The sequence below is a fragment of the Paenibacillus dauci genome, from assembly GCF_000971985.1.
Lineage (GTDB): Bacteria > Bacillota > Bacilli > Paenibacillales > Paenibacillaceae > Saccharibacillus > Saccharibacillus dauci.
The window spans coordinates 455,984-477,461 of record NZ_LAQQ01000001.1 but is presented as its reverse complement, the minus strand read 5'-3'; the positions used below and the strand labels follow the sequence as shown (position 1 = coordinate 477,461).

At 45.2% G+C, this 21,478-nt stretch carries 17 protein-coding genes; 14 read left to right on the top strand and 3 right to left on the bottom strand.

Features of this window, described 5'->3' with window-relative positions; all coding sequences use genetic code 11:
* Positions 1-174: 174 nt before the first annotated feature.
* Together WH46_RS09470 and WH46_RS09465 are read left to right on the top strand one after the other, a co-directional pair.
* Positions 175-2,931 carry a PAS domain S-box protein gene (locus WH46_RS09470; RefSeq protein ID WP_052714179.1) on the top strand — a complete coding sequence of 919 codons (2,757 nt, stop codon included), beginning with the start codon at positions 175-177 and terminating at the stop codon, positions 2,929-2,931.
* A 297-nt stretch (positions 2,932-3,228) separates the two neighbouring features.
* On the top strand, positions 3,229-4,206 hold the full coding sequence (locus tag WH46_RS09465; protein WP_046226534.1) for an ABC transporter substrate-binding protein: 978 nt from the start codon (positions 3,229-3,231) through the stop codon (positions 4,204-4,206).
* 292 nt (positions 4,207-4,498) lie between these two features.
* On the opposite strand, the gene WH46_RS09460 is transcribed toward WH46_RS09465, so the two are convergent.
* The gene (locus tag WH46_RS09460) at positions 4,499-5,731 is read right to left on the bottom strand and encodes an MFS transporter (RefSeq protein WP_046226533.1); all 1,233 of its coding nucleotides are present in this window, start codon (positions 5,729-5,731) and stop codon (positions 4,499-4,501) included.
* Between the two features lie 361 nt (positions 5,732-6,092).
* On the opposite strand from WH46_RS09460, the gene WH46_RS09455 reads away from it, so the two are divergent.
* Complete coding sequence (locus WH46_RS09455) at positions 6,093-6,473, top strand: hypothetical protein (protein WP_046226532.1); 381 nt, start codon at positions 6,093-6,095, stop codon at positions 6,471-6,473.
* 71 nt (positions 6,474-6,544) lie between these two features.
* On the top strand, positions 6,545-7,042 hold the full coding sequence (locus WH46_RS09450) for a hypothetical protein (protein ID WP_046226531.1): 498 nt from the start codon (positions 6,545-6,547) through the stop codon (positions 7,040-7,042).
* Positions 7,043-7,162: 120 nt separating this feature from the next.
* On the opposite strand, the gene WH46_RS09445 is transcribed toward WH46_RS09450, so the two are convergent.
* Both WH46_RS09445 and WH46_RS09440 read right to left on the bottom strand, forming a co-directional pair.
* Positions 7,163-8,245, bottom strand: coding sequence for a glycine-rich domain-containing protein (locus WH46_RS09445; RefSeq protein ID WP_052714178.1), 1,083 nt, complete (start codon positions 8,243-8,245; stop codon positions 7,163-7,165).
* A gap of 303 nt (positions 8,246-8,548) precedes the next feature.
* The gene (locus WH46_RS09440) at positions 8,549-9,739 is read right to left on the bottom strand and encodes a M20 family metallopeptidase (RefSeq protein WP_046226530.1); all 1,191 of its coding nucleotides are present in this window, start codon (positions 9,737-9,739) and stop codon (positions 8,549-8,551) included.
* A 314-nt stretch (positions 9,740-10,053) separates the two neighbouring features.
* Between WH46_RS09440 and WH46_RS09435 the strand changes: the two genes are divergently transcribed.
* The 10 genes from WH46_RS09435 (at position 10,054) to WH46_RS09390 (ending at position 21,365) form a co-directional block, all read left to right on the top strand.
* The gene (locus WH46_RS09435) at positions 10,054-11,511 is read left to right on the top strand and encodes an ABC transporter substrate-binding protein/permease (RefSeq protein ID WP_407944406.1); all 1,458 of its coding nucleotides are present in this window, start codon (positions 10,054-10,056) and stop codon (positions 11,509-11,511) included.
* A complete protein-coding gene (locus tag WH46_RS09430) occupies positions 11,498-12,220 on the top strand; it encodes an amino acid ABC transporter ATP-binding protein (protein WP_046226529.1) in 723 nt (240 codons plus the stop codon). The genes WH46_RS09435 and WH46_RS09430 overlap by 14 nt, the downstream gene beginning before the upstream one ends.
* A 403-nt stretch (positions 12,221-12,623) precedes the next feature.
* On the top strand, positions 12,624-13,652 hold the full coding sequence (locus tag WH46_RS09425; protein ID WP_046226528.1) for an NADH:flavin oxidoreductase/NADH oxidase: 1,029 nt from the start codon (positions 12,624-12,626) through the stop codon (positions 13,650-13,652).
* Positions 13,653-13,950: 298 nt separating this feature from the next.
* Complete coding sequence (locus WH46_RS09420) at positions 13,951-15,648, top strand: copper amine oxidase N-terminal domain-containing protein (protein WP_046226527.1); 1,698 nt, start codon at positions 13,951-13,953, stop codon at positions 15,646-15,648.
* Positions 15,649-16,048: 400 nt separating this feature from the next.
* Positions 16,049-16,720 (top strand): PspA/IM30 family protein, encoded by a 672-nt coding sequence (locus WH46_RS09415; RefSeq protein ID WP_017812400.1) that lies wholly within the window; start codon positions 16,049-16,051, stop codon positions 16,718-16,720.
* Between the two features lie 188 nt (positions 16,721-16,908).
* Positions 16,909-17,313 (top strand): DUF350 domain-containing protein, encoded by a 405-nt coding sequence (locus tag WH46_RS09410; RefSeq protein ID WP_017812399.1) that lies wholly within the window; start codon positions 16,909-16,911, stop codon positions 17,311-17,313.
* A 54-nt stretch (positions 17,314-17,367) separates the two neighbouring features.
* Positions 17,368-17,883, top strand: a complete 516-nt coding sequence (locus WH46_RS09405; RefSeq protein ID WP_017812398.1) for a DUF4178 domain-containing protein — start codon at positions 17,368-17,370, stop codon at positions 17,881-17,883.
* Positions 17,884-17,895: 12 nt separating this feature from the next.
* On the top strand, positions 17,896-18,675 hold the full coding sequence (locus WH46_RS09400) for a DUF4247 domain-containing protein (protein ID WP_046226526.1): 780 nt from the start codon (positions 17,896-17,898) through the stop codon (positions 18,673-18,675).
* Positions 18,676-18,952: 277 nt separating this feature from the next.
* Entirely contained in the window at positions 18,953-20,263 is a 1,311-nt protein-coding gene (locus tag WH46_RS09395) for an extracellular solute-binding protein (RefSeq protein ID WP_046226525.1), read from the top strand.
* Between the two features lie 226 nt (positions 20,264-20,489).
* Positions 20,490-21,365 (top strand): carbohydrate ABC transporter permease, encoded by an 876-nt coding sequence (locus WH46_RS09390; protein WP_017812395.1) that lies wholly within the window; start codon positions 20,490-20,492, stop codon positions 21,363-21,365.
* The last annotated feature ends 113 nt before the right edge of the window (positions 21,366-21,478 follow it).

Sequence of the window (21,478 nt, the reverse complement as noted above, 5' to 3'; positions counted from 1 at the left end):
TTCAACTGCATATACTAATTATTCATAATATGGCTATTTTATTGAACAAGACGACATACGGCTGTTTTTCTACAATGATTCATATGTAGGAAGCAGCCGTGTTGTTGTATATGCGAGTGGAAGACACGACAGTCAAGCAGTGATTTGCCCATTAAGAGGGAGAGTATATAGAGGATGAATGAAGTAACAATTAGCAGTCAAGAATACGCAGAGCTTCGACAGATCAAGCATCATTATCAAAGTATTATGAATTACACCAGTGACCTCATCAGTCGTCATTCATTGGACGAGCGTTCCACCTATCTGGACGTTTCTCCTTCATGCGTAGAATTAATGGGCTATAGACCGGATGAATTGCTTGGGACCAGTGGTTTTTCCTATGTGCATCCGGATGATGTAGAGCAGCTTGTCAATCAGATTCAATCCGAGCTGATCGATAATCACTCGGTGACAGTGGTATTTCGTAATCTGCGCAAAGACGGCTCCTATTTCTGGGCAGAAGCCATTTGCCGTCTGGTCAAAGATATCGATGGTAACGAAATTGAACTCTTGGCCATTATTCGGGATATCAGCATACGCAAAGAAATGGAAGAACAGCTACAGGATCGGGAAAGACAGCTGCTGCTGCTGACCAATCATACGACTGACTTTTTATCCCAACACAAAGCAGACTTTGGAGCGACCTATGTATATGCTTCACCGGCATGTGAGCCTTTATTTGGCTATACAGTAGAAGAAGTGATGGGTACCGATGGATTGAGTTATATTCATCCCGATGATCTGCCCCATGTACGGGATTATCTGGAGAATATCGGTCACGGCAAGCTGACGAATGCATCCGATGCAGTCAGTTACCGTTACCTTCTCAAAAGTGGATCTTATATCTGGGTCGAGAGTACCTGCAGATATATCTATAATGAGCAGGGAGAACGAGAATATATTATTGGTGTCACCCGGAATATTCATGAAAGACGGGAACAGGCACGCAGGCTGAAAGAAAGCGAAAGCCGATATAAGTCCCTGTTCGAATTCAATCCGTTGGGGATACATGCACTTAGTCTGGAAGGATATTATTTATCGGCAAATGCCAGCTTTCAACGGATGCTTGGATATACAGAGGAAGAACTGAAACGCAGCTCATTTGAATCGATCGTCTATGCCGAAGATCTGGAATGGACCAAGTCCCATTTTGAAAAGGCCAAGCAGGGACAGACACGGCTATACGAACTGCGAACCATTCACAAAGATGGACATCTCGTTGATGTCGAAGTAACCAATGTTCCTATCTATGTAGGCGATGAGCTGGTCGGTGTCTATGCGATCGTTCAGGATATCACCGAAAGCAAAAAGAATCTGGGCAAAATCTACAAATTGAGCAATGAACAAAAGCTAATTCTGGGTTCGGTGTCCGAAGGGATATTCGGTATCGATCTGGCTGGACAGACTACGTTTGCCAACCCGGCAGCAGTGAAAATGTTCGGTTATGAAGAAGGGGAGATGCTGGGGCTCAAGTTGCTGCATCATATGGAGCAGAGCGAACCGGACGGCAGTCCCAATTTGTCTGGGAGCACGCCGATACTGGATGCGCTGCTGCAGGGAGAGACTCGCCAGCGTGATGAAGCGGTACTGTGGCGCAAAGACAATACCAGCTTTCTCGCTTCCTATCAGGTAACACCGATCATTGATCACGGTCAGCGTATAGGAGCAGTAGTAGTGATCCGTGATCGAACCGAAGAGAACAAGATTATTCAGGCACGGGAAGTAGCAGAACAGGCAGATCGTGCCAAGTCCGAATTCCTGGCCATTATCAGTCATGAGCTTCGCACGCCGATGAATGGCATGATCGGTATGATGGATCTGCTTCGTGATACTCTGGAAACAACAGAGCAGCAGGAATATGCAGATATTGTAATGGATAGCAGCAATGCACTGCTGAAAATAGTAAATGAACTGCTTGATTTCAGCAAAATCGAGGCCGGTCGTATGGAGCTCGAATATGAACCTGTTCATCTGCAGGAGTTGTTGGAACAGATTACTGAATTATTCGAAAAGCCTGCCTCCGACAAACAAATCACCCTGAATACAAGAGTGGATCCTACACTGCCCGAATCTATTATTAGCGATGGCAACCGTCTTCGCCAAGTGCTGATCAATCTGGTCGGTAATGCGGTCAAATTCACTGATGTAGGTGGTGTGATGCTGTCAGTACAAAGAAAGCCGCACCCCGACTGCAGTCTGATTATGATCGAGTTTGTGGTGCAGGATACCGGCATGGGCATCCCTATCGATCAGCAGGCCAAGCTGTTCCAGCCTTTTTCGCAGATTGGTACAGCGAGACATGGGGGCACCGGACTCGGTCTATCGATTTGCAAAAAAATTATCGAACTGATGGGCGGAGACGTTCAGATGGAGAGCCAGGAAGGACAAGGTTCTATCTTCTCTTTTACACTAATGCTGAATGTAGAAGATCATGCAGGACTTAGCACTACGCTCCCTGAACAATTGCCGGCACAAGAGCAGGATAAAGGAACCTATGGAGCACTTCGTATCCTGATTGCCGAAGATCATCTGATCAATCAAAAGCTGCTGCGTACCATTCTGACCAAAAAAGGCTACCAGCCAGATATAGTCTATAACGGTCAGGAAGCGATCACTGCAGTCAGCCAGGAGAACTATGATCTCATCTTCATGGACGTGAATATGCCTCATATGGATGGGCTTCAGGCGACACGTCATATCCGCCGCATGGATGAACTGAATCATCAGCCTATTATTATTGCAGTAACCGCTTTTGCCCGCAAGGAAGAGCGTCAGCTCTGTATCGAAAGCGGCATGGAAGATTTTATTCCAAAACCGCTGCGGATCAGTGATGTGGAACACAGCCTGGAGCGCTGGTCCAAAGTAGTCCATCAGCGCAAGATGAGAGTGTAGTATTTCTGTTTCAGATTATCTAAATAGATAGGATTAAGGTAATTGAGTGATGAATGCAAAGCTCTATTACTTGAAGAAGGATGTCTGGTACTTTTACAGACATCCTTTATTTGTATTTCGAAACAATAAATCAAACGAATGATATATCGAACAAGTAGCATATAACTGTAAAAGTAACAAAATAAAAAGTTGTTGGACGGAAGGTTTACTTTAAAGCGATAAACCACTATACTATAAAAGTTGATAATAATTATCATTATCATCTAATCAAGTCTACATATGAAGGAGAATTACATTATGAAAATGCATCAATGGATCAAAAGTCTGCTCGTTGCAGGCACATGCACAGCTATCCTTGCTGGTTGTGGAAATGCTGCACAAAGCACAGAAACTTCATCAAACAGCGGATCTTCTGCTGCTTCGGCGGCGTCCGCTATTACGATAAAGCATGATATGGGACAAACCGAACTGAAAGCACCTGCCAAAAATGTAGTAGCTTTAGAGTGGTCATTTGCTGATGATCTGCTGGCACTGGGAATGACGCCAGTCGGTATAGCTGATGATAACAAACCCGAAGCGATGAACAAGCTCGCTGGTAAATCGATTGAATATATGCCGATGGGCGAACGCGAGACACCAGATCTGGAGAAAATTGCTGGTGCTGCACCGGATCTGATTATTGCTGATACCGATCGTCATTCCAAAATCAAGCAGCAGCTGGATCAGATTGCACCTACAATCGTATTGAACAGCCGCAAAGGATCATACAAAGACAGCCTGAAGGATTTTGAAGTGATTGCCAAAGCTGTAGGCAAAGAAGACGAAGCCAAACAGCGTCTGCAACAGCATGACCAGATTATGGCTGATCTCAAAAAACAGGCCGATACCCTCAAAGAAAAAAGAGTGCTGATTGGTGTAGCGCGCAAAGATGGATTCAATGCTCATACGACCGCTTCTTATGCCGGTGCTGTTTTGCAGGATCTTGGCTTTGAGAATGTAGTCAAAGGAACAAGTGCCGATCCATACCCGGATACCAATCTGGAGACAATCACTTCACTGGACCCGGACATTCTCTTTATCGCTACAGACGATTCCGAAGCAATCACGAATGAGTGGAAGAAATTGCCGGTATGGAACAACCTGAAAGCTGTCAAAAATAATCAGGTATATCTAGTAGACCGTGATATCTGGACCCGTTTCCGCGGAATTACACCTGCCGAGAAGATCGGACAAAATGCAATAGACCTGGTTACCGGCAAAGTACAATCCAAGTAAATAGGATGTATAGGTACTTCTCATAGCAGAGAGGGGATCATTTTATATAAAAAGTGCGCAGTTACCTGTTCAACAGGCTACGGCGCACTTTTTATGTATATAGAGTGAGACTGCTTGGTTATTAAGAAGTTTATAAAGATAAGAATAGAATTTTGATTGTATAAAAGAATCAGATTATCATTCTTATACTTGGCATACTTGGCATACTTGGCATACTTGGCATACTTGGCATACTTGGCATACTTGGCATACTTGGCATACTTGGGTCAGACTTATCAATGCCAGCTGGCTCTTATAGCGCATTTTGCAGATTACGATTCTGGTAACGCATAATTAACAGATATGCTGCTGCAAAAGCAAGAATAATCAGCCAAACCGGAATACGTGGATCAAAAGTATATGCCCAGCCGCCGATAATGCCTGCAGGTGAAGTGATCAGTAGAATCAATACAGACAGCATCGAGAAAATTTTAGCTCGCTTCTCATCGTCTATCGCATTGGCGACAGCAGCTTCCAGATAAGGAGAGCTAATCATCATACCTACTGCAGCAATGATTGTGCTGGCAGCGATCCATGCCAGATTCGTAATGGGACCGATCACGAGCATCAGATTGGATAATACCGACAACAGGAATCCGACCATCATGGACTTGTAAATGGACTGTTCTGGAATGCGAGGTGTGAGCAGCCAGAGCACCAACAGCATTACGACTGAAGACACTGCAGGTACGAGCGAGATTAGGTCGCTGTCCACATGGAGATAGTCGGCCATGTAGAGCGATAGATAAGTTGTCTTGAGCGTTGTCTGAAAATTAAACAAAACATATACACTGAAGATCAGCAGCAGCGTTTTACTGGCTGTAATCTCTTTGATCGCGCCGGCATAATCAATCAGGCTTTTGCTCAAGCCCAGTTCACGGGTTTCTTTCATTTTACGATAGCCCATCTCGGTCTCCCGGGTAGTCAGATGACGGCCAACAAACTGGAATGTCATAAGCAGGAATGCGAGCGCATACATAATTCTCGTACCGGGTACCAGACCATAGGCGTATACGAGCAGACCGCCCAGTGGAGCAAACAAACCACCAATCACACTAATAATCTGCAGTAGGGTAAAGACATATGTACGATCCGCGGGCTTCGTATCTTCGACGACCAGACAATAAAAAGCAGTGGAAGGCACACGCTGAAACCCGTTCACCAGTGCAGCAGCAACGAAAAACCAAACATTTTGCGAGACTGCCCATAAAATAGCAGCGAGGCTCCAGCTCAATAGATCAAAATACAATACGGCCTTTTTACGACCCATCCGATCGGTCAGATAACCGCTGATAAAAGAGGAGAATACCTGTACGATCAGACTGAGCGTCGTAATCCAACCAATAGCCGTCTCGCTCACACCGAGTTCATACATATACAGGGTGGCATAAGTCATTACCATACTGTAAGGAATCAGAAAAAAAGGTTCAAAAGCAAGACAGCCGCGACTATTGCCTTGCAAACGTGGAAAAAAGGTACGTGTCATAGTGTGTTAGTTCCTCCGGTAGTAGGTGAGATAGTAACTAGAATAGGAATTCTCGGATGATTAAACTTTTCTAACTTCGTTGTGGGCTTCATTACTAAGCCATGTACCGATCAAAATAATCTCCCTTAGTGATCTCCAAAATCTCCCTTCGGTTTTAAATGTTGATCTCATTGTATCATAAGGATTTTTTGGAGTGTCTACTTGAAAGAGAATTCTAATAAATTCCGAAACTGGACAAGGTAGCTCTGAAATAATATTCTCGACTGAGAGTATATTAATATCTGAAACATAATATTATTAATAGTATTAAAAATATTAACCGACATTTCACACTGAGTAAAACAATGGGAGAACAAATTCATTGAGAATAGAAATTGAGAAAACATTTACGGTGCAGGGTAAAGGTAAAGTCAATTTTTCAACAGAATATGGTAAGACAACAGCGTATTGGGACGGAGAATTACCTGAAGAAGGCAAGTCATACATTGTTGAAATCGAAATTGAAGAAGTATGTTTTTTGGGAAAAAATCTGGAAATACACGAAGAACACAAATTTTCAATAGAAATGGACAATGAAACAATCTATCTAATAGGTTATCTTGAATCGATTGAAGAGGATGGTTATGCTGTGTTAAGGCTTGGAGACTCTATAGTTCCTTTAGAAGTAAAAAATAGTATTACGCCTGGAAGCTTTGTAAAGATCGTGTCGAACAACATTACTCTGTATGATATGAAGTATTGATGAAGAAATGTACAATCAATACTCGAGTATTTTTTGGGGAAAATTTATAATAATTGAGGGGGATAGGATCTATGCTTTACTTTACTTATAAGGAATTTAACGAAGAATGGTATTATGAATCAGATGAGAACGGAATTGTATTGAGGCAAATCGTTAAACAAGAAGGGGAAAAGCCCAAATTATCCAATCAAAGAGATTCTCAATTTTATATGGCTGAACATCCTATTGATTTGGAAGACTCTATGTTGGATCCATTACAAAAGACTGATTTTGAAAATGAATGGGTCAAACTGAATGCTGATTATATGAGTGAGTGGGAACAGACCAAAAAAGAAAATGTGATAGGGCAAGAAGTAAAAGCCACTATTGAAGTCATATATCCTCAAGGAATAATTGTACGATTAAATCACACTCAATACCCGGGATTAGCCTCTTACGATGAATTTGCTCAAAACGCTCAAGTTAAAAATATTTACCCGGATATAGAGATGATCGCTACGATCAGTGGTTATGATGACATCAATGGTTGGATTAAGCTTGAAAATGCGAGATTATCAACTCGATCATAGTATGAATTATAGAAAAAGGAACCTTGTGATCATATTCGATCATAAGGTTCCTTTTTGTTGTTTACATTTTGATAGATTCTCTCAACAGAACCTGTGTTAATTCATACAAAATTAGTGCAGTTATTCACCGCCACCGCCACCACAGGAACTACCGCCACTGCTGCAAGAACTTCCACCACTACATGAACTGCTGCTGCACGAACTTCCCGAAGAATGATCATGTCCATGATGGGAGTGATGGCCGTACGTATCATTCGTTGCCGAATACCCGGTACCACATGAAGAACCCGAGTTGTTATACTGCTGCTGCACATCTGGTGGGAGATGGGGATTCATCACGGAACTGAAACTCCATGGATTGTCATGAGAATAATAGACAGCTGCCGCACTTGCTGTACCAAGTCCATAACTATCTGCATATGCAGGTACATAGCTGCTGTCTGCACTGCTATCCCGGCGCGAGCGATCTGTACGCGAATTAGGTGGGATACGGTCGAGTACAGCCTGACTGTGAGCACGGAAGCGCTCAATCAGATAATCGATACCGTCACGTGCCTCCGGAATATTCGTATAAGCCGCTCCATTAAATAGCGAATACTCTGCCTGATGCGGGTTAAACGCCAGCATATTGTTCATCATATCCTTATCCAGTGGATACTGGAAAAATCCTGCCCATACATAGGCATTGGCCCTTGTAATCGGGAACAATTCCGCATAGGCCCAATCGAACAGTGCCCGTTGATCGGGCTGGAATAGCGATCCGCCATGCGGGGAATGATGCAGCATATATCCATAGAACCGCTCACAGAACTGCTGGTACTCTCTGGTGAACATCAGCATTTCATGCCAGATATCATCTACTCTTGAACTGAACATGGGCATCTGGCGGAACAGGGCGCACATCAGCAGATAGCGCTTCATCTCGATCCAGCGCCAAGCCCATTCTTCCTCGCTCAGTTCAGGATGCTCGGTTAATACGCGCTGGCGAAGCTGGTGTTCATAGTCAGAGGGCAGGGACTGTTCCAGTCGACGCGCCAATGGTTCACAGGGATGCCCTGATGGCACCAGATTTGTTGGTGGCATGCCAACCTTTTGGAAAAAGCGTCCGTTTACTCTGCCTGTACGGCCATACCCCCTAAGATTTCTCGAACGTACAATGATAATGACGAGTACAGCCAGCAGAATAAAAAATACAATTGTCATATAGAAACCTCCAGTCTTGTTAAACCCTCACTGTAAATAGAGCAAGCGTTAGGGCTGCAGGGACGGATCGGTATTCGGTTAAAATAGAACAAATCTTTAATCGGGTAGACAATAGCTGTTCTATGCAGAAACCAATAGTTGAATCAAGGTGAATAAAAGAGTCAACACAGTCGGTACACTCAATACAAAATTAATCCAACAGTTAATATATCAAGGTTACCCCCTAAATTAAAACAGTGATTTGAACAGAATTTGATTGCTTTCAAAAGCCTTATTATATTTTTTGCTATTGTCCTGCTCCCATCATTGCGAAGCAGTCACGGTAGCATCAAATTCGGCACGAATACGTGCCAGAAGATCCGGCTGGGTCATCACATCAAAGGCAGTCTCGGCGAGCAGGGTAGCAGTGAAGATCATGGCTTCCAGCGCCTGCGGCTCCTGGGCACGATCGCGGAATCCGATGCTGTGCAGTTCATGCTTTTCGTCTGTAATCTTCACATACGGATGAATCGCTGGACAACGTACCGATACATTACCGAGATCGAGTGAACCGGCATCTTTGCCGGAATGGATCTCTTCGCGGCGTATACCATGATTCATTAGGTTATGGGTAAAGGTCTCGGACAGCGTCTGGTTGGTAATCAGCTCATCATAGGAATATTCATAATTAGAGATTTCCAGACGGCAGCCTGTCTGCAGGGCAGCACCTTGAGCCACCTGCTTGACCCGTTCGACCAGTTCATTTGTATAGCTGCGGCTGCCGGAGCGAACATAGAATTGCGCGGAAGCATAATCGGGAATCACATTGGCTGCAACACCGCCATGATTAATAATGCCATGAATTCGCGTATCGCTGCGCGTCTGCTGACGCATCGCATTAATACCATTGAACAACTGTAAAATAGCATCCAGTGCATTGATGCCATGCTGCGGACTGGCAGCGGCATGAGCCGATTGACCAAAATATTCAAACTGCAGGGCATCCATGGCGAGTGAGATCCCTGATTCTTCATAGGCATAATAAGGATGAGCCATCATGGCAAAGTCACAGTCATCGAACAGGCCCGCTGCTGCCATGGGTACTTTGGCACCGCGTGTTTCTTCGGCTGGCGTACCATAGACGCGAATCGTACCGCCAATCTCGTCGATAACCGATTTAAGACCGATCGCAGCACCGGCGCTCATCATGCAGATCAGATGGTGACCACAAGCATGACCAATCTCGGGCAGCGCATCATATTCACACATGAAGGCAGCAATAGGTCCAGGCTTGGCTGATGTATAGGTAGCAACAAAAGCAGTTTCAATATCTAGCACAGGCGCTTCGATACGAAATCCGTGGGATTCCAGCTCCTGTTTGAGCCGGGTAGAAGCTTTATATTCTTCATTACCCAATTCGGGATTTTGCCCGATATAGGTGGATACCGCTTTGAACGCTTCAGCATGCTGCTGAATATGCTCGCTTATTTTCATTTTGAGTAGGGTAGGATTCATGGATGTATACTCCTTTTATGTATAATGGTATAAATAGTACTAATAACAGTAAAGCTGTCCTGTTATTGAATAGTCTGACTTCGACTATACCTCATTATAACGGATTATTATGCTACTTTGGATATAACCTGAGTATAGCATACAGGTAGCCTATCAATGAAACCGTTCTCTTCGAAAAATGAATGAAATATATACAAAATGATTGAATAATCATACAATTTCATTTATAATAACCCGGTTGAGTGATATGAGAGTAAGTCGTAAAATGTACAACAAAATGCAAATTATTTTAACAGAGTAAAGGAGATAGAAGGTTGAAAGCACTAAAACCATGGTTTGCATGCTGCCTGAGCATGCTCATGTTGTTCTTTACAGTGATTCCGCTGGCTTCTGCTGCACAGGACAACCAGAAAGTCATCACGGTTGGTCTGAGCGCAGACTTCCCGCCGTATGAATTCCACAAAAAGATTGATGGAACAGACCAGATTGTCGGTTCCGATGTAGAAATTGCCAAACGGATCGCTGCAGATATGGGAGCAACACTGCAGATCCAGGATATCCCCTTTGACAGTCTGCTGCCGGCGCTAAACAGCGGCCGGATCGATATGATTATCTCGGGAATGACACCGACGGAAGAACGTCGTCAGAATGTAGATTTTTCCGAATCGTACTATATCTCCCGCCAGGTGATTATGACCCGTGTGGAAGACAAAGATAAATATACATCGGTTGACAGCCTGCAAGGCGCATCTATCGGTGTACAAAAAGGTTCTATCCAGGAAGATATCGCCAAAGATATCAAAGATGCCAAACTGACTTCTGTGGATCGCATTGCCGATATCGTATTATCTCTTGAATCCGGCCGCGTAGATGCTGCCGTCATGGAAGGCCCGGTTGCCGAGGGTCAGGTCGCGAATCATGACGATCTGGCAATCACATCCGCAACGATTCCGGACAGTGATACCGAGATGGCGATTGCCGTGAAAAAGGGCAATGCCGAGCTGCTCGGTCATATCAATGGCACCCTGGCTAAATTGAAGCAGGGCGATCAAGTGAAGAAATTTGTTCAGGATGCAACTGCCTTGAACTCGGGCGAACAACAAAAGTCCAATAACATATTCACTATCTTCTGGGATTACCGTCAGTATTATATGAAAGGCATCCAGTATACACTGCTGCTATCTGCAGCAGGCGTACTGTTCGGGTTCCTGATTGGTCTGGTCGTTTCGCTGTTCCGCTTGTCCAATGTAGGTATTCTGCGCTGGATCGCTGTAACCTATACCGAGATTCTGCGTGGTACACCAATGTTGGTACAGCTCTTGATTATCCACTACGGAATTGCCCAGACGTTCCATATTGAATTTAGCGTATTGGAATCGGGTATTATTACCTTATCCATCAACAGTTCTGCTTACTTGGCCGAGATTTTCCGCGCGGGTATTCAGGGTGTCGATCGTGGACAGATGGAAGCCGCCCGTTCACTCGGTATGTCTCACGGAATGACGATGCGCAGCATTATTATTCCGCAGGCGGTTAAAAGTGTACTACCGGCGATCGGTAATGAATTTGTCGTTATTATCAAGGAATCGTCGATCGTCTCCTTTATCGGGGTGGCCGATCTGATGTTCCAGGCACAGGCTGTTCGAAGCATTACCTATTCGGCGCTGAACCCGCTGCTGATTGCTGCAGCGATTTACTTTATCATGACGTTCGTGCTTTCCAAGCTGCTTGGAATGCTGGAAAGGAGATGGAGTGTAAGTGATAAACGTTAAAGGACTCAAAAAGTCATTTGGTAAAAATGAAGTATTGACCGGTATAGATGTGGAGATTGCCCAAGGTGAGGTTGTCGTCGTGATCGGACCGAGCGGATCGGGGAAAAGTACGTTCCTGCGTTGTCTGAATCTACTGGAACAGCCAACTGCTGGCGAGATTTATTTCGAGGACGAGCTGATCACCCAGCGCAAGTATGATATTGATAATGCCCGCAAAAAAATGGGTATGGTCTTCCAGCACTTTAATCTGTTTCCGCATAAGACAATCCTGCAGAACCTGACGCTTGCTCCGATCAAGGTCAAAAAAACCAACCCGGCAGAAGCGGAGAAAATCGCTATGGAGCTGCTGCATACGGTAGGTCTGGAAGACAAGCGGGATACGTATCCAAACCAACTGTCCGGCGGACAAAAACAGCGGATCGCGATTGCACGCGCACTGGCGATGCAGCCCCATGTGATGCTGTTCGATGAGCCTACATCTGCACTCGATCCTGAGATGGTCGGTGAAGTACTGGAAGTTATGCAGAAGCTGGCACACGAAGGAATGACGATGGTGATCGTTACACACGAAATGGGATTTGCCCGTGAAGTAGGGGATCGTATCATCTTCATGGATGGCGGACAGATCGTGGAACAGGGCCCCCCTGAACAGGTATTTGGTGCTCCTACCCACCCGCGTACCCAGGATTTCCTGAGCAAGGTATTATAAAGCAGACTATAAGTGGAAGATACCGATAATCGGTTGCTATATAGACGATTGATGAATAGGTATCGATGTATAAATGAATAAAACTATGCATAAAAGGGATGTTCGGAAAATGATGTATCTGTCCCTGACCAGCATGCTGTATCCGTTAGAGTGTTCTCATCGGGTGCAGCATGCTTTTTTATTTGCAGTAGCAGGATGAACGCAAAGTTGAATAAATGAAGATAGGATGAAAGTATTGTTTGAACTCTCAAAATCTTTGTTATATTTCGTAATATGCTATATAATGATAACTGTTGATTTTATTGTTCAATGCAGATATTGAGCAGTAGAAAACGGAATTATATAAAAGAAGTGTTTATGAAGCAAAGTATCATCACCTTATTTTTTATTGGAGGAATGAACAATGGCCAAATTATTCACCCCTTATACATTCAAAAATATGGAGCTCAAAAACCGCGTTGTCATGCCGCCGATGTGTCAATATTCAGTAGATACCAAAGACGGTATGCCAAACGATTGGCACCATGTTCACTATATTAGCCGCGCTGTAGGCGGCACCGGTCTGATCATCGTAGAGATGACAGCTGTACATCCGGATGGACGGATTACCGATCAGGATACAGGCATCTGGGATGACCATTTTATCCCTGCCTATCGCAAAATGGTAGATGAAGTACACGGCTATGGAACGAAGATCGGCATTCAGCTTGGTCACGCTGGCCGTAAAGCAGAAGATGCAAATCCACCGGTGGGTCCATCCGCTGTTCGTTATGATGGTGAAGGATACAAAGAACCTCGCGCACTGACCACAGCAGAGGTAGAAGAGATGATTACGGCTTATGCCGAAGGCGCACGCCGTGCTGTAGAAGCCGGTTTTGATACAGTAGAGATTCATGGCGCACACGGCTACCTGATCCATCAGTTCCATTCTCCACTGGTCAATCAGCGTGAGGATGAATATGGTCAGGATCTGCCACTGTTTGGCGAACGTATCGTACAGGCAGTACGTCAGGCAGTGCCGGCTGATATGCCTGTGATCATGCGTGTCTCGGCCCGTGAATACGTAGATGGCGGATATGATGTGGATTATATTACCGAAGTCTGCCGCCGTTATCGTGATGCCGGTGTGGATATTATGCATGTATCTTCTGGCGGCGAAGGTCCTGTCGGTGCCGGTGGTATGCCGGTAGGTCCAGGTTACCAGGTCGAGATGGCTGCCCAGCTGAAGCAGGCGCTGGATATGCCGGTAATTGCTGTAGGTATTCTGGATGAGTATGAAGATGCCGAGAAAGTACTGGAGAATGATCAGGCTGATCTGGTAGCAATCGGACGAGCGATGTTGCGTGATCCGTACTGGGCAGTTCATGCAGCCAAAGCATTAAATGCAGAAGCAAATGTACCTGTACAATATTTACGTGGATATCGTCACTGATCCTGTTCATTTGTATTAGAATCGTCAAAGCCATTATTTTCTATTCATTAGGAAATAATGGCTTTTTTACTGCATTTTTTAAATTTCTCCGTTTGCAAAATAAAATAATATTTAAAAAGAAAATAGAAAGATAACGAGCTGAAAATCCTTTGAATATCATGGTTTTCGAAAGTTTTGATATCTCCTAAAATCCCCAATTGAATAAAATTTTAATTATAAAGTGATCCATCCTTCATCTCTCCGCGTTGATAGGAGTAAGAATGATCAACACCAACTTGACTTACAAAGGAGACTATTTATGAAGATGAAAAAAATTATCGCACCCGTACTATCCTTATCTCTACTTGTTCCCGCAGCAGGTGCTTTTGCAGCAGACAGCACATCATCTACTTCCATGGCCCCGACAGTAAGTACCAAAGCAGCGGATTTACGTGCAGGCTTGGATTACCTGTTATCCGAGCATTTTGCTCTTGCTGTAACAGCAATGACCAAGGCCTATGAAGGTGCACCAGATGCCAAAGAGGCTTATGATGCACTGGATCAAAATGCTGTCGATATGCAGCCAGCTATTGAATCTATCTACGGTAAACAAGCAGCTGCCGAGTTTGAACGTATTTTCCGCGCTCACAACAAATATACAGATGATCTGGTCAAAGCGACCAAAATGAACAACCAGGAAGCTGTAAAACAGGCAGAAGCCAATGTACAGGGATTTGTAGATGAGTTCGCTGATTTCCTGTCCAAAGCGACCGGTGGCAAGCTTCCCGAGCAGGCAGCTGAACAGGCTATTCGCCTGCATGAAGATGAAGTACAAGATGTATTCGAGAAATATGTAGCCGGTGACTATACAGGCGCTTACACCGAGTATCGTGAAGGTTTGAATACAATGTTTACGATCAGCAAAGCATTGTCTGGTGCGATCGTCTCCCAGAATCCGTCGATGTTCGATAACACCACGGTAGATACACCAGCAGCCGATCTGCGCTCTGCACTGAACCATCTGGCAGCTGAACACTTTGCCCTGTCTGTGCTGCAAATGCAAAAGCAATACGATGGCAAAGCGGATTCCCAGGCACTGATTGATGCCGAAGCAGGTAATACCGCTGATTTCAAAGCAGCGATTGCTTCCATTTATGGCAATACCGGAGCCGATCAATTCGAGAAAATCTGGGTAACCAATCATATCAAAGCCCAGAGTGATTATGTAGACGCACTCAAAAAAGGCGATCAACCAGCACTGGAAACAGTAAAAAATCGTATTAACGATTTCACCAAAGAATTTGCCGCTTTCCTGGGTACAGCGACAGCCAATAACCTGCCTGCAGCCGCAGCCGAACAAGCGCTGATGACGCATGAAGGTCAGGTACAAAAAGTCATCGATAACTATGCTGCGAAAAATTACACTGCAGCTTATCAGGCTGATCGTGAAGGCTACAAAACCATGTTTGGTATCGGTGAAGCACTGGGTGGTGCTATCGTCAAGCAGAATCCTGACAAATTTATGACTGGTGCCGCACAACCAGCACCACAACAGCCTACGATGGAACAACCAGCACCACAGCAGCCAGCGATGGAGCAACCTGCAGCGACCGAGCCTGCCGCTTCCGATAGCTCTATGATGACGATCTGGATGAAGCTGAACAGCAAATCACTGAAAATCAATGACAAAACAACCATGATGGACACCATGCCGATGGTAATGAATGGTACGACCTATATCCCGCTTCGTTACCTGGGTGAAGGTATCGGTGCCAAAGTAAGCTGGAATGCCAAAACCGGTGAAGCCACTGTTATGGCAGGCTCTGATACAATGAAATTCTGGGTGGGCAAAGACACAGTAAGTGTAAATGGACAAAACAAACAGCTGGATGCAGCAGCTATGGTCAACAAAGATGGACGTACCGTTGTACCTCTTCGTTCGATTACCGAATTACTGGGTTGGGATGTGAAATGGGACAAGAATGATGGTTCTATTACACTGACCAAATCGATGTAAGCTGCTATTCTATTTTGTGTAGCTTCATTAAATTGCTTCGGGATCCATCTCAATAAAACATTTCAAAATCACCCACAATATCTTAAGTATCCTAACCATGATATTGCGATAAATTCAGGTTATAGACCGAATAGTAAACCCCCTGCCATTTTTGGAGCAGGGGGTTTTTATATATTTTTCATATTGGGGCAGAGAAGATGTACAGCAAGCTGCGTATAAATCGCTCATATGGGTTATTGATACAATAACCGGATCAACATCGGAGGAAAATTATTTGCCGCCGCTGTGAAACCTTATGTATATTTCTTCGTAATACCTGTTAGTAACAACGCTTATGCATAGTAGCGCATGTAACGTATTACGATGATCATTTTATTATTCAAGTGGAGGGAACTAATTTATGTCAATTTTCAAACGTCTGCGTGATCTTACTCTGTCCAATGTGTATGCTCTGATCGAGAAAGCGGAAGATCCTATTAAAATGACAGATCAGTATATTCGTGATATGGCAGCCGATCTGGAGGATGCCGAGAAAGCGGTAGCTTCACAGATTGCTATTGAAAAACGCTTTAAGCAGTTGTATGAAGAACAGGATGCTCTGGTGAAAAAACGTGAAGAGCAGGCGCATATTGCTGCTCAGAATCAGAACGTTGATCTGGCTCGCCGCGCACTGGAAGAAAAGAAAAATGCAGAAGCCAAGCGTGATGAATACAAAGCCAACTACGACCAGAACAAAGCAGCTGCCGATAATCTGCGTGGCAAGCTGGAAGAGATGCGCAAACAGTTGAGCGATATGAAAAACAAACGCGAAACACTGGTAGCACGTTATAATGCAGCCAAAGCCCAGACTGAAATCAACAAAACAATGAACGGATTCAGTGCTGACTCTGCAACAGCCGGCCTCAGTCGTATGGAAGAGAAAATGCTGCAAATGGAAGCCAGAGCAGAAGCGAGCAACGAGATGAACAGCAAAGGCAAGTCGCTCGATGATGAGATCGATGCACTGGGTGCCAACAAGGAAGTTGAAGATGAACTGGCCGCTCTGATGAAGCAGTACGAGAACAAATCCTAAGCAACCTGTATTCATTTATTTAAAGAAAGATAAGATAGATTAAAATAACAGCAGCCTGGAACGAAACGAAGGCAAGAACAGCACATTCCGTTCTTCCTTCGTTTTTGTTTCGTGCAAATGGGTTATCTATGGATTATGAATAGATGGGCTGTAACCAATTATGCTAAATAAGTGGAGGATGGCAAATTATGAGCTGGGATATTGTACTGCAAATTCTGGTATGGACAGGTGTGGGCGCAGTATTGCTGTTCGCACTCATGTACCTGGATTCATTTTTCACAAAATACAAGGATATCGCCGAGATCAAGGCAGGCAATACGGCAGTCGCGATCAGACTGGCGATGAAGCTGTTTGCGCAGGGATACATTTTATCCGTATCCATCAATACGTCATGGAGTCTGTGGGAAGCTGTGCTTGTATCGGTAGTTTCCTTTATTATTCTGCTTGTTCTGGAGCAGATTGCTCGTCTGCTCCTCAAAAAGATAGCAGGTCTGGATCTGGACGAAGGAACGCGTCAGGGAATGGTTAGTCATGGATTGATTGGTGGCGCGCTGCAGCTGGTAGGTGCCTTTATTATTTCGGCTTCCCTGTAAATTCAGAAGTATGTAAAGAAATAAGGTTTAAGCAAAGAAAGGAAGTTACAGGTTATGGGATTATGGAAACGTATTACGAATCTGGTCTCCAAGCCGGAGCCTCCAAAACCGGAAAAGGGACCACTGGATTTGCAGACAGGAGATATCTGTGAAGTGTCGCTGGTTACATATGAGGTCGTCGGAACGGCCCGTAATCGTGCGCGCAATGCGGTAATGTTGACTCTTCAGGATGGAACGAACATCTCCTATCTGCATGTAGAGCTGCAAGAAAAGCTGCGTTATACGCTTTATCAACCTATCGATGGTGGTCTGGAAAATCCAAATGAGGTACCTACACATATCGAGATGGATGAAACCGATTATTATATGGATGAGCAGTATCATGGAAGTGTGCTGGCAAGCGGTCGTACGCCGGTGCTGCCGGGAGTACAAAACGGAGAACAGCATGTATGGCAGTATCAATCGGATAATCGTAAACTGCTGCGCATTGAATGGCAGGGCGGACGATTTACACTATATGAAGGTGAATTTGTACTCAACGGAGATGTTCGTGTCATCCGTGCCAGTTAGGAGCGAAGTCCAATGAAATCACGCGCATCATGGTTGATCAAAATCGTGCTGATGCTCAGTCTGGTGACGTCGCTGCTCTCCGGCTGTGGTATAGGCTCGAACAATTCCAAGCTCAATTATCCGCTCGAATCGGTCAGTCGGGAAGGTGACTCGACTTCCTATGTATATCGGGCAGCCGGACAGACCGTACCTGTAGTAGCAGAGCAGCTGTCTGACCAGCGTACTCCGCAAAACATGTCCGTTGAAGACCCGAAGCGCATGTTCCTCGTCTATGAGAATGAACTGATTCAGGTACAGCAGGACCCGAACAAACCGGAAGATACGATTATTGAAGTGGATTCGCATGAATATGTGCGTCGTAACTATGATTCGAGCTTTCTGCAGGGTTATTTGACAGCAACGCTGATCAATCAGCTGTTCGGTGCGCTCAGTGGTTTTGGTGGTGGATATGGAGGTTATTATGGCGGCGGTCATTATCGCGGCTATGCCAGCCAGAAAACCTATCCGCCTCAGACCCAGTACAAGAAGCCGACCATGCAGGATATCCAGCAGGCTCCGCCGATGACGGTGAACAAGTCGGGCTCCATTTTCAAGCGTGGCAATTCATCGACTTCCAAACGATCACAGTATGACAGCAATACACCAAGCCGCGGTTCGCCTTCTTCCAGCGGGACAATCAATCGTGGCAATTCATCCAATCGTTCAGGTGGAGGATTCTTCTCTCCATCGGGTAACAGCGCACCCAAATCGAGCTTTGGTTCAGGCAAGATTCGCAAACGTGGACGACGATAATAGTTTTGCTTTATTACATGCGTTTCAGAAATGATTGAGCGTTATTGAGAAATAATACAAAGAGAGGCCAGCTGTATATGCACAATTTGTGTATAGGCAGCTGGCTTTTTTTGTGCTTGCCAGAGATAATCAGCTGTGACTGGTGACTGGTGACTGGTGACTGGTGACTGGTGACTACATCCGATGATTGTCTACCCTGGTACCGAACAGATTCACCTTATAAAATGATAGCGTTTCCATTACACTTTGGATATTCAATAATCAGAGGAGGGACATAATGAAAAAGATTACTGCTTTGACACTGTCCATTATATTACTGATTCTGCTGTCCGGCTGTGGAGGCGAAGAGAACGCGCAGGGTGCAGGTACAGCAGATGACCCGGTCAAACTGACCGTATGGCATAACTGGACGGGACAGGATGCCAAATCGATTGCTATGCGCAAGCTTCTGGATGACTTCCGCACAGCTCATTCGGAGATCGAACTGGAAGATGAGCCGCTGCCTACCGATGGGCTGAAGACCCGCCTTCGTACAGCCGCTGCAGCAGATGAAATGCCCGATCTGTTCGTTATGTGGCCCGATGCGATGACCAAGGAATTTGTCAAAGGAGATCTGATTCAGCCGATTAATGAATTCCTGGACAGCAAGCCGGAATGGAAAAACAATTTCATTCCAAATGCTCTCGATGGATATACGGTGAACGAGCAGATTTACTCGGTACCAATGAACCTTGCACCATCCTCATTGCTTTTTTATAACCAGGCAATATTTGATCAATACAAGGTAAAAGTACCGGAAACATGGGAAGAACTGATGAAAGCAATCGATACTTTTAATCAGAATAAAGTGATTCCGATCGCGCTGGGTAACAAAGCAAACTGGGTCGCCCAATCTACCATTTTCAGTACGATTGGTGATCGTGTTACCGGTACAGACTGGTTCCTCAAGGCTGCCGAGCAGAATGGAGCTTCTTTTACCGATCCGCAATTTGTACAGGCGCTGACCGTGATGCAGGATCTGGGTAAAGCCAATGCCTTCCAGAGTGGATTTGACAGTATTGATGAGACCCAGATGATGCAGCTTTATTTCCAGGGGAAAAGTGCCATGGTTATTAACGGCGGATGGGCACTGGCGAATCTGGTAAATAACGCACCTGCTGAAGTGTTGGATCAGACCCATGTAACTATCCTGCCGCCTGTACCCGGTGGCAAAGGAGAAGCCCAATCTACTGCCGGTGTCGTCGGAACAGGAATGGGACTAAACAAAAAGCTGGAAGGCAAGCAAAAAGAAGCAGCACTGCAGCTGCTGTATGCACTTTCTGGTCCGGAAGGTCAGCAGGCTACGCTGGATAGCAGTACACTTGTCAGCTATAAACTGGAGCTGGATAAGAGCAAAGCCCATCCGTTATTCGTGGAACTGTATGATCTGATCCAGAAAACAAAGATCAGCCCGGTCTATGATTCCAAGCTCAGTTCGGCAGCCGTGGAAGTTACCAATAATGGTCTGCAGGAGCTGATGATGGGTGGTAATCCGCAGGATATTGCAGCCAAAATCCAAAGTGCACAAGCTGGAGCACTCGGCAAATAGCTGGGGCTCCTACAGAATACGATGCTGGCTGTAGAAGCCAGCATGACGGCAAAATGAAATGATGAAGCAGGCTGTCGTTAAGAATAACTGTACAGCAGATGATCCAGCAGGATAAGGTGCCGGATTATCTGCTGTATATCCTTATGCCATTCAGGCAAGCATGGACAGCAGCAAATCATAATAAGAAATGAGGCAGCAGGCAAAATTGAGGGCAAGGAGTGATGATATGAATGCTATGAGCAGCCGCAAGTTTGTTATGTTTGGTCTGGCACCGGCTCTGCTGATCTACGGTCTGTTTGTATTTGTACCGGTCGTCTGGTCGGCATATTATGGATTTTTTAACTGGTCCGGGTTCGGGGATAAGCAGTATATCGGTCTGGCTAACTACACAGAGATCATTCACGATTCTACATTTTGGCGTTCTCTGAAAAACAATATTATTTTCGTGCTGGCTGCGGTATTTGGTCAGGTACCTATCGCGCTCGCACTGGCAGTCATTTTGCACAAAAATACATGGATGCAGCGATTTTTGCGCTCGGCTATTTTTCTGCCGATGGTAATGTCTACAGTCGTTATCGGAATGGTCTGGCAGTACATTTACCATCCTCAGATCGGGATTCTGAATTTTCTACTGGATGCGGTAGGGCTATCCGGTTGGAAGCTGAACTGGTTGTCCGATTCAGGCATAGCGATCTATTCGCTGGTTCCGCCGCTGATCTGGAGCTTTGTTGGTTTGTACCTGATCATTTTCAGTTCGGCACTGCAAAATATACCCGGCGAGATTCACGATGCTGCCGAGCTTGACGGCGCTATTGGCTGGCGAAGGTTGGCTTATATTTCGCTACCGATCATCTGGACGACCGTACAGGTAGCGATTGTACTGTGTATCTCCGGTAGTCTCAAATCATTCGATCTGGTCTATATTATGACCCGTGGAGGTCCGGCACATGCGACAGAACTGCTGGCTACCTATATGTATAACTCGACTTTCACTTCATATCGTTATGGCTATGGCAGTGCGATCTCGACAATGATTGTGTTGATCAGTCTGGTACTGATTGGAACGAGCCAGTGGCTAACGAGCCGCAAAAGCCGCAGCTGAGAGCATATGCATTTAATAAATATTGAACAATAACGGGACATATCAATAGGCAAAAGGAGGAGATATGATGAATCAGACGGCAACAGCCGGTTCTCATCGTCAGGTATCAGGGA

Excerpts from the sequence above, each read along its gene's own strand:
- WH46_RS09450 (WP_046226531.1), top strand. The coding sequence starts at position 6,545 with ATGCTTTACTTTACTTATAAGGAATTTAACGAAGAATGGTATTATGAA.
- WH46_RS09425 (WP_046226528.1), top strand. The coding sequence starts at position 12,624 with ATGGCCAAATTATTCACCCCTTATACATTCAAAAATATGGAGCTCAAA.
- WH46_RS09395 (WP_046226525.1), top strand. The coding sequence starts at position 18,953 with ATGAAAAAGATTACTGCTTTGACACTGTCCATTATATTACTGATTCTG.
- WH46_RS09420 (WP_046226527.1), top strand. The coding sequence starts at position 13,951 with ATGAAGATGAAAAAAATTATCGCACCCGTACTATCCTTATCTCTACTT.
- WH46_RS09410 (WP_017812399.1), top strand. The coding sequence starts at position 16,909 with ATGAGCTGGGATATTGTACTGCAAATTCTGGTATGGACAGGTGTGGGC.
- WH46_RS09465 (WP_046226534.1), top strand. The coding sequence starts at position 3,229 with ATGAAAATGCATCAATGGATCAAAAGTCTGCTCGTTGCAGGCACATGC.
- WH46_RS09390 (WP_017812395.1), top strand. The coding sequence starts at position 20,490 with ATGAATGCTATGAGCAGCCGCAAGTTTGTTATGTTTGGTCTGGCACCG.
- WH46_RS09460 (WP_046226533.1), bottom strand. The coding sequence starts at position 5,731 with ATGACACGTACCTTTTTTCCACGTTTGCAAGGCAATAGTCGCGGCTGT.
- WH46_RS09400 (WP_046226526.1), top strand. The coding sequence starts at position 17,896 with ATGAAATCACGCGCATCATGGTTGATCAAAATCGTGCTGATGCTCAGT.
- WH46_RS09470 (WP_052714179.1), top strand. The coding sequence starts at position 175 with ATGAATGAAGTAACAATTAGCAGTCAAGAATACGCAGAGCTTCGACAG.
- WH46_RS09405 (WP_017812398.1), top strand. The coding sequence starts at position 17,368 with ATGGGATTATGGAAACGTATTACGAATCTGGTCTCCAAGCCGGAGCCT.
- WH46_RS09445 (WP_052714178.1), bottom strand. The coding sequence starts at position 8,245 with ATGACAATTGTATTTTTTATTCTGCTGGCTGTACTCGTCATTATCATT.
- WH46_RS09415 (WP_017812400.1), top strand. The coding sequence starts at position 16,049 with ATGTCAATTTTCAAACGTCTGCGTGATCTTACTCTGTCCAATGTGTAT.
- WH46_RS09440 (WP_046226530.1), bottom strand. The coding sequence starts at position 9,739 with ATGAATCCTACCCTACTCAAAATGAAAATAAGCGAGCATATTCAGCAG.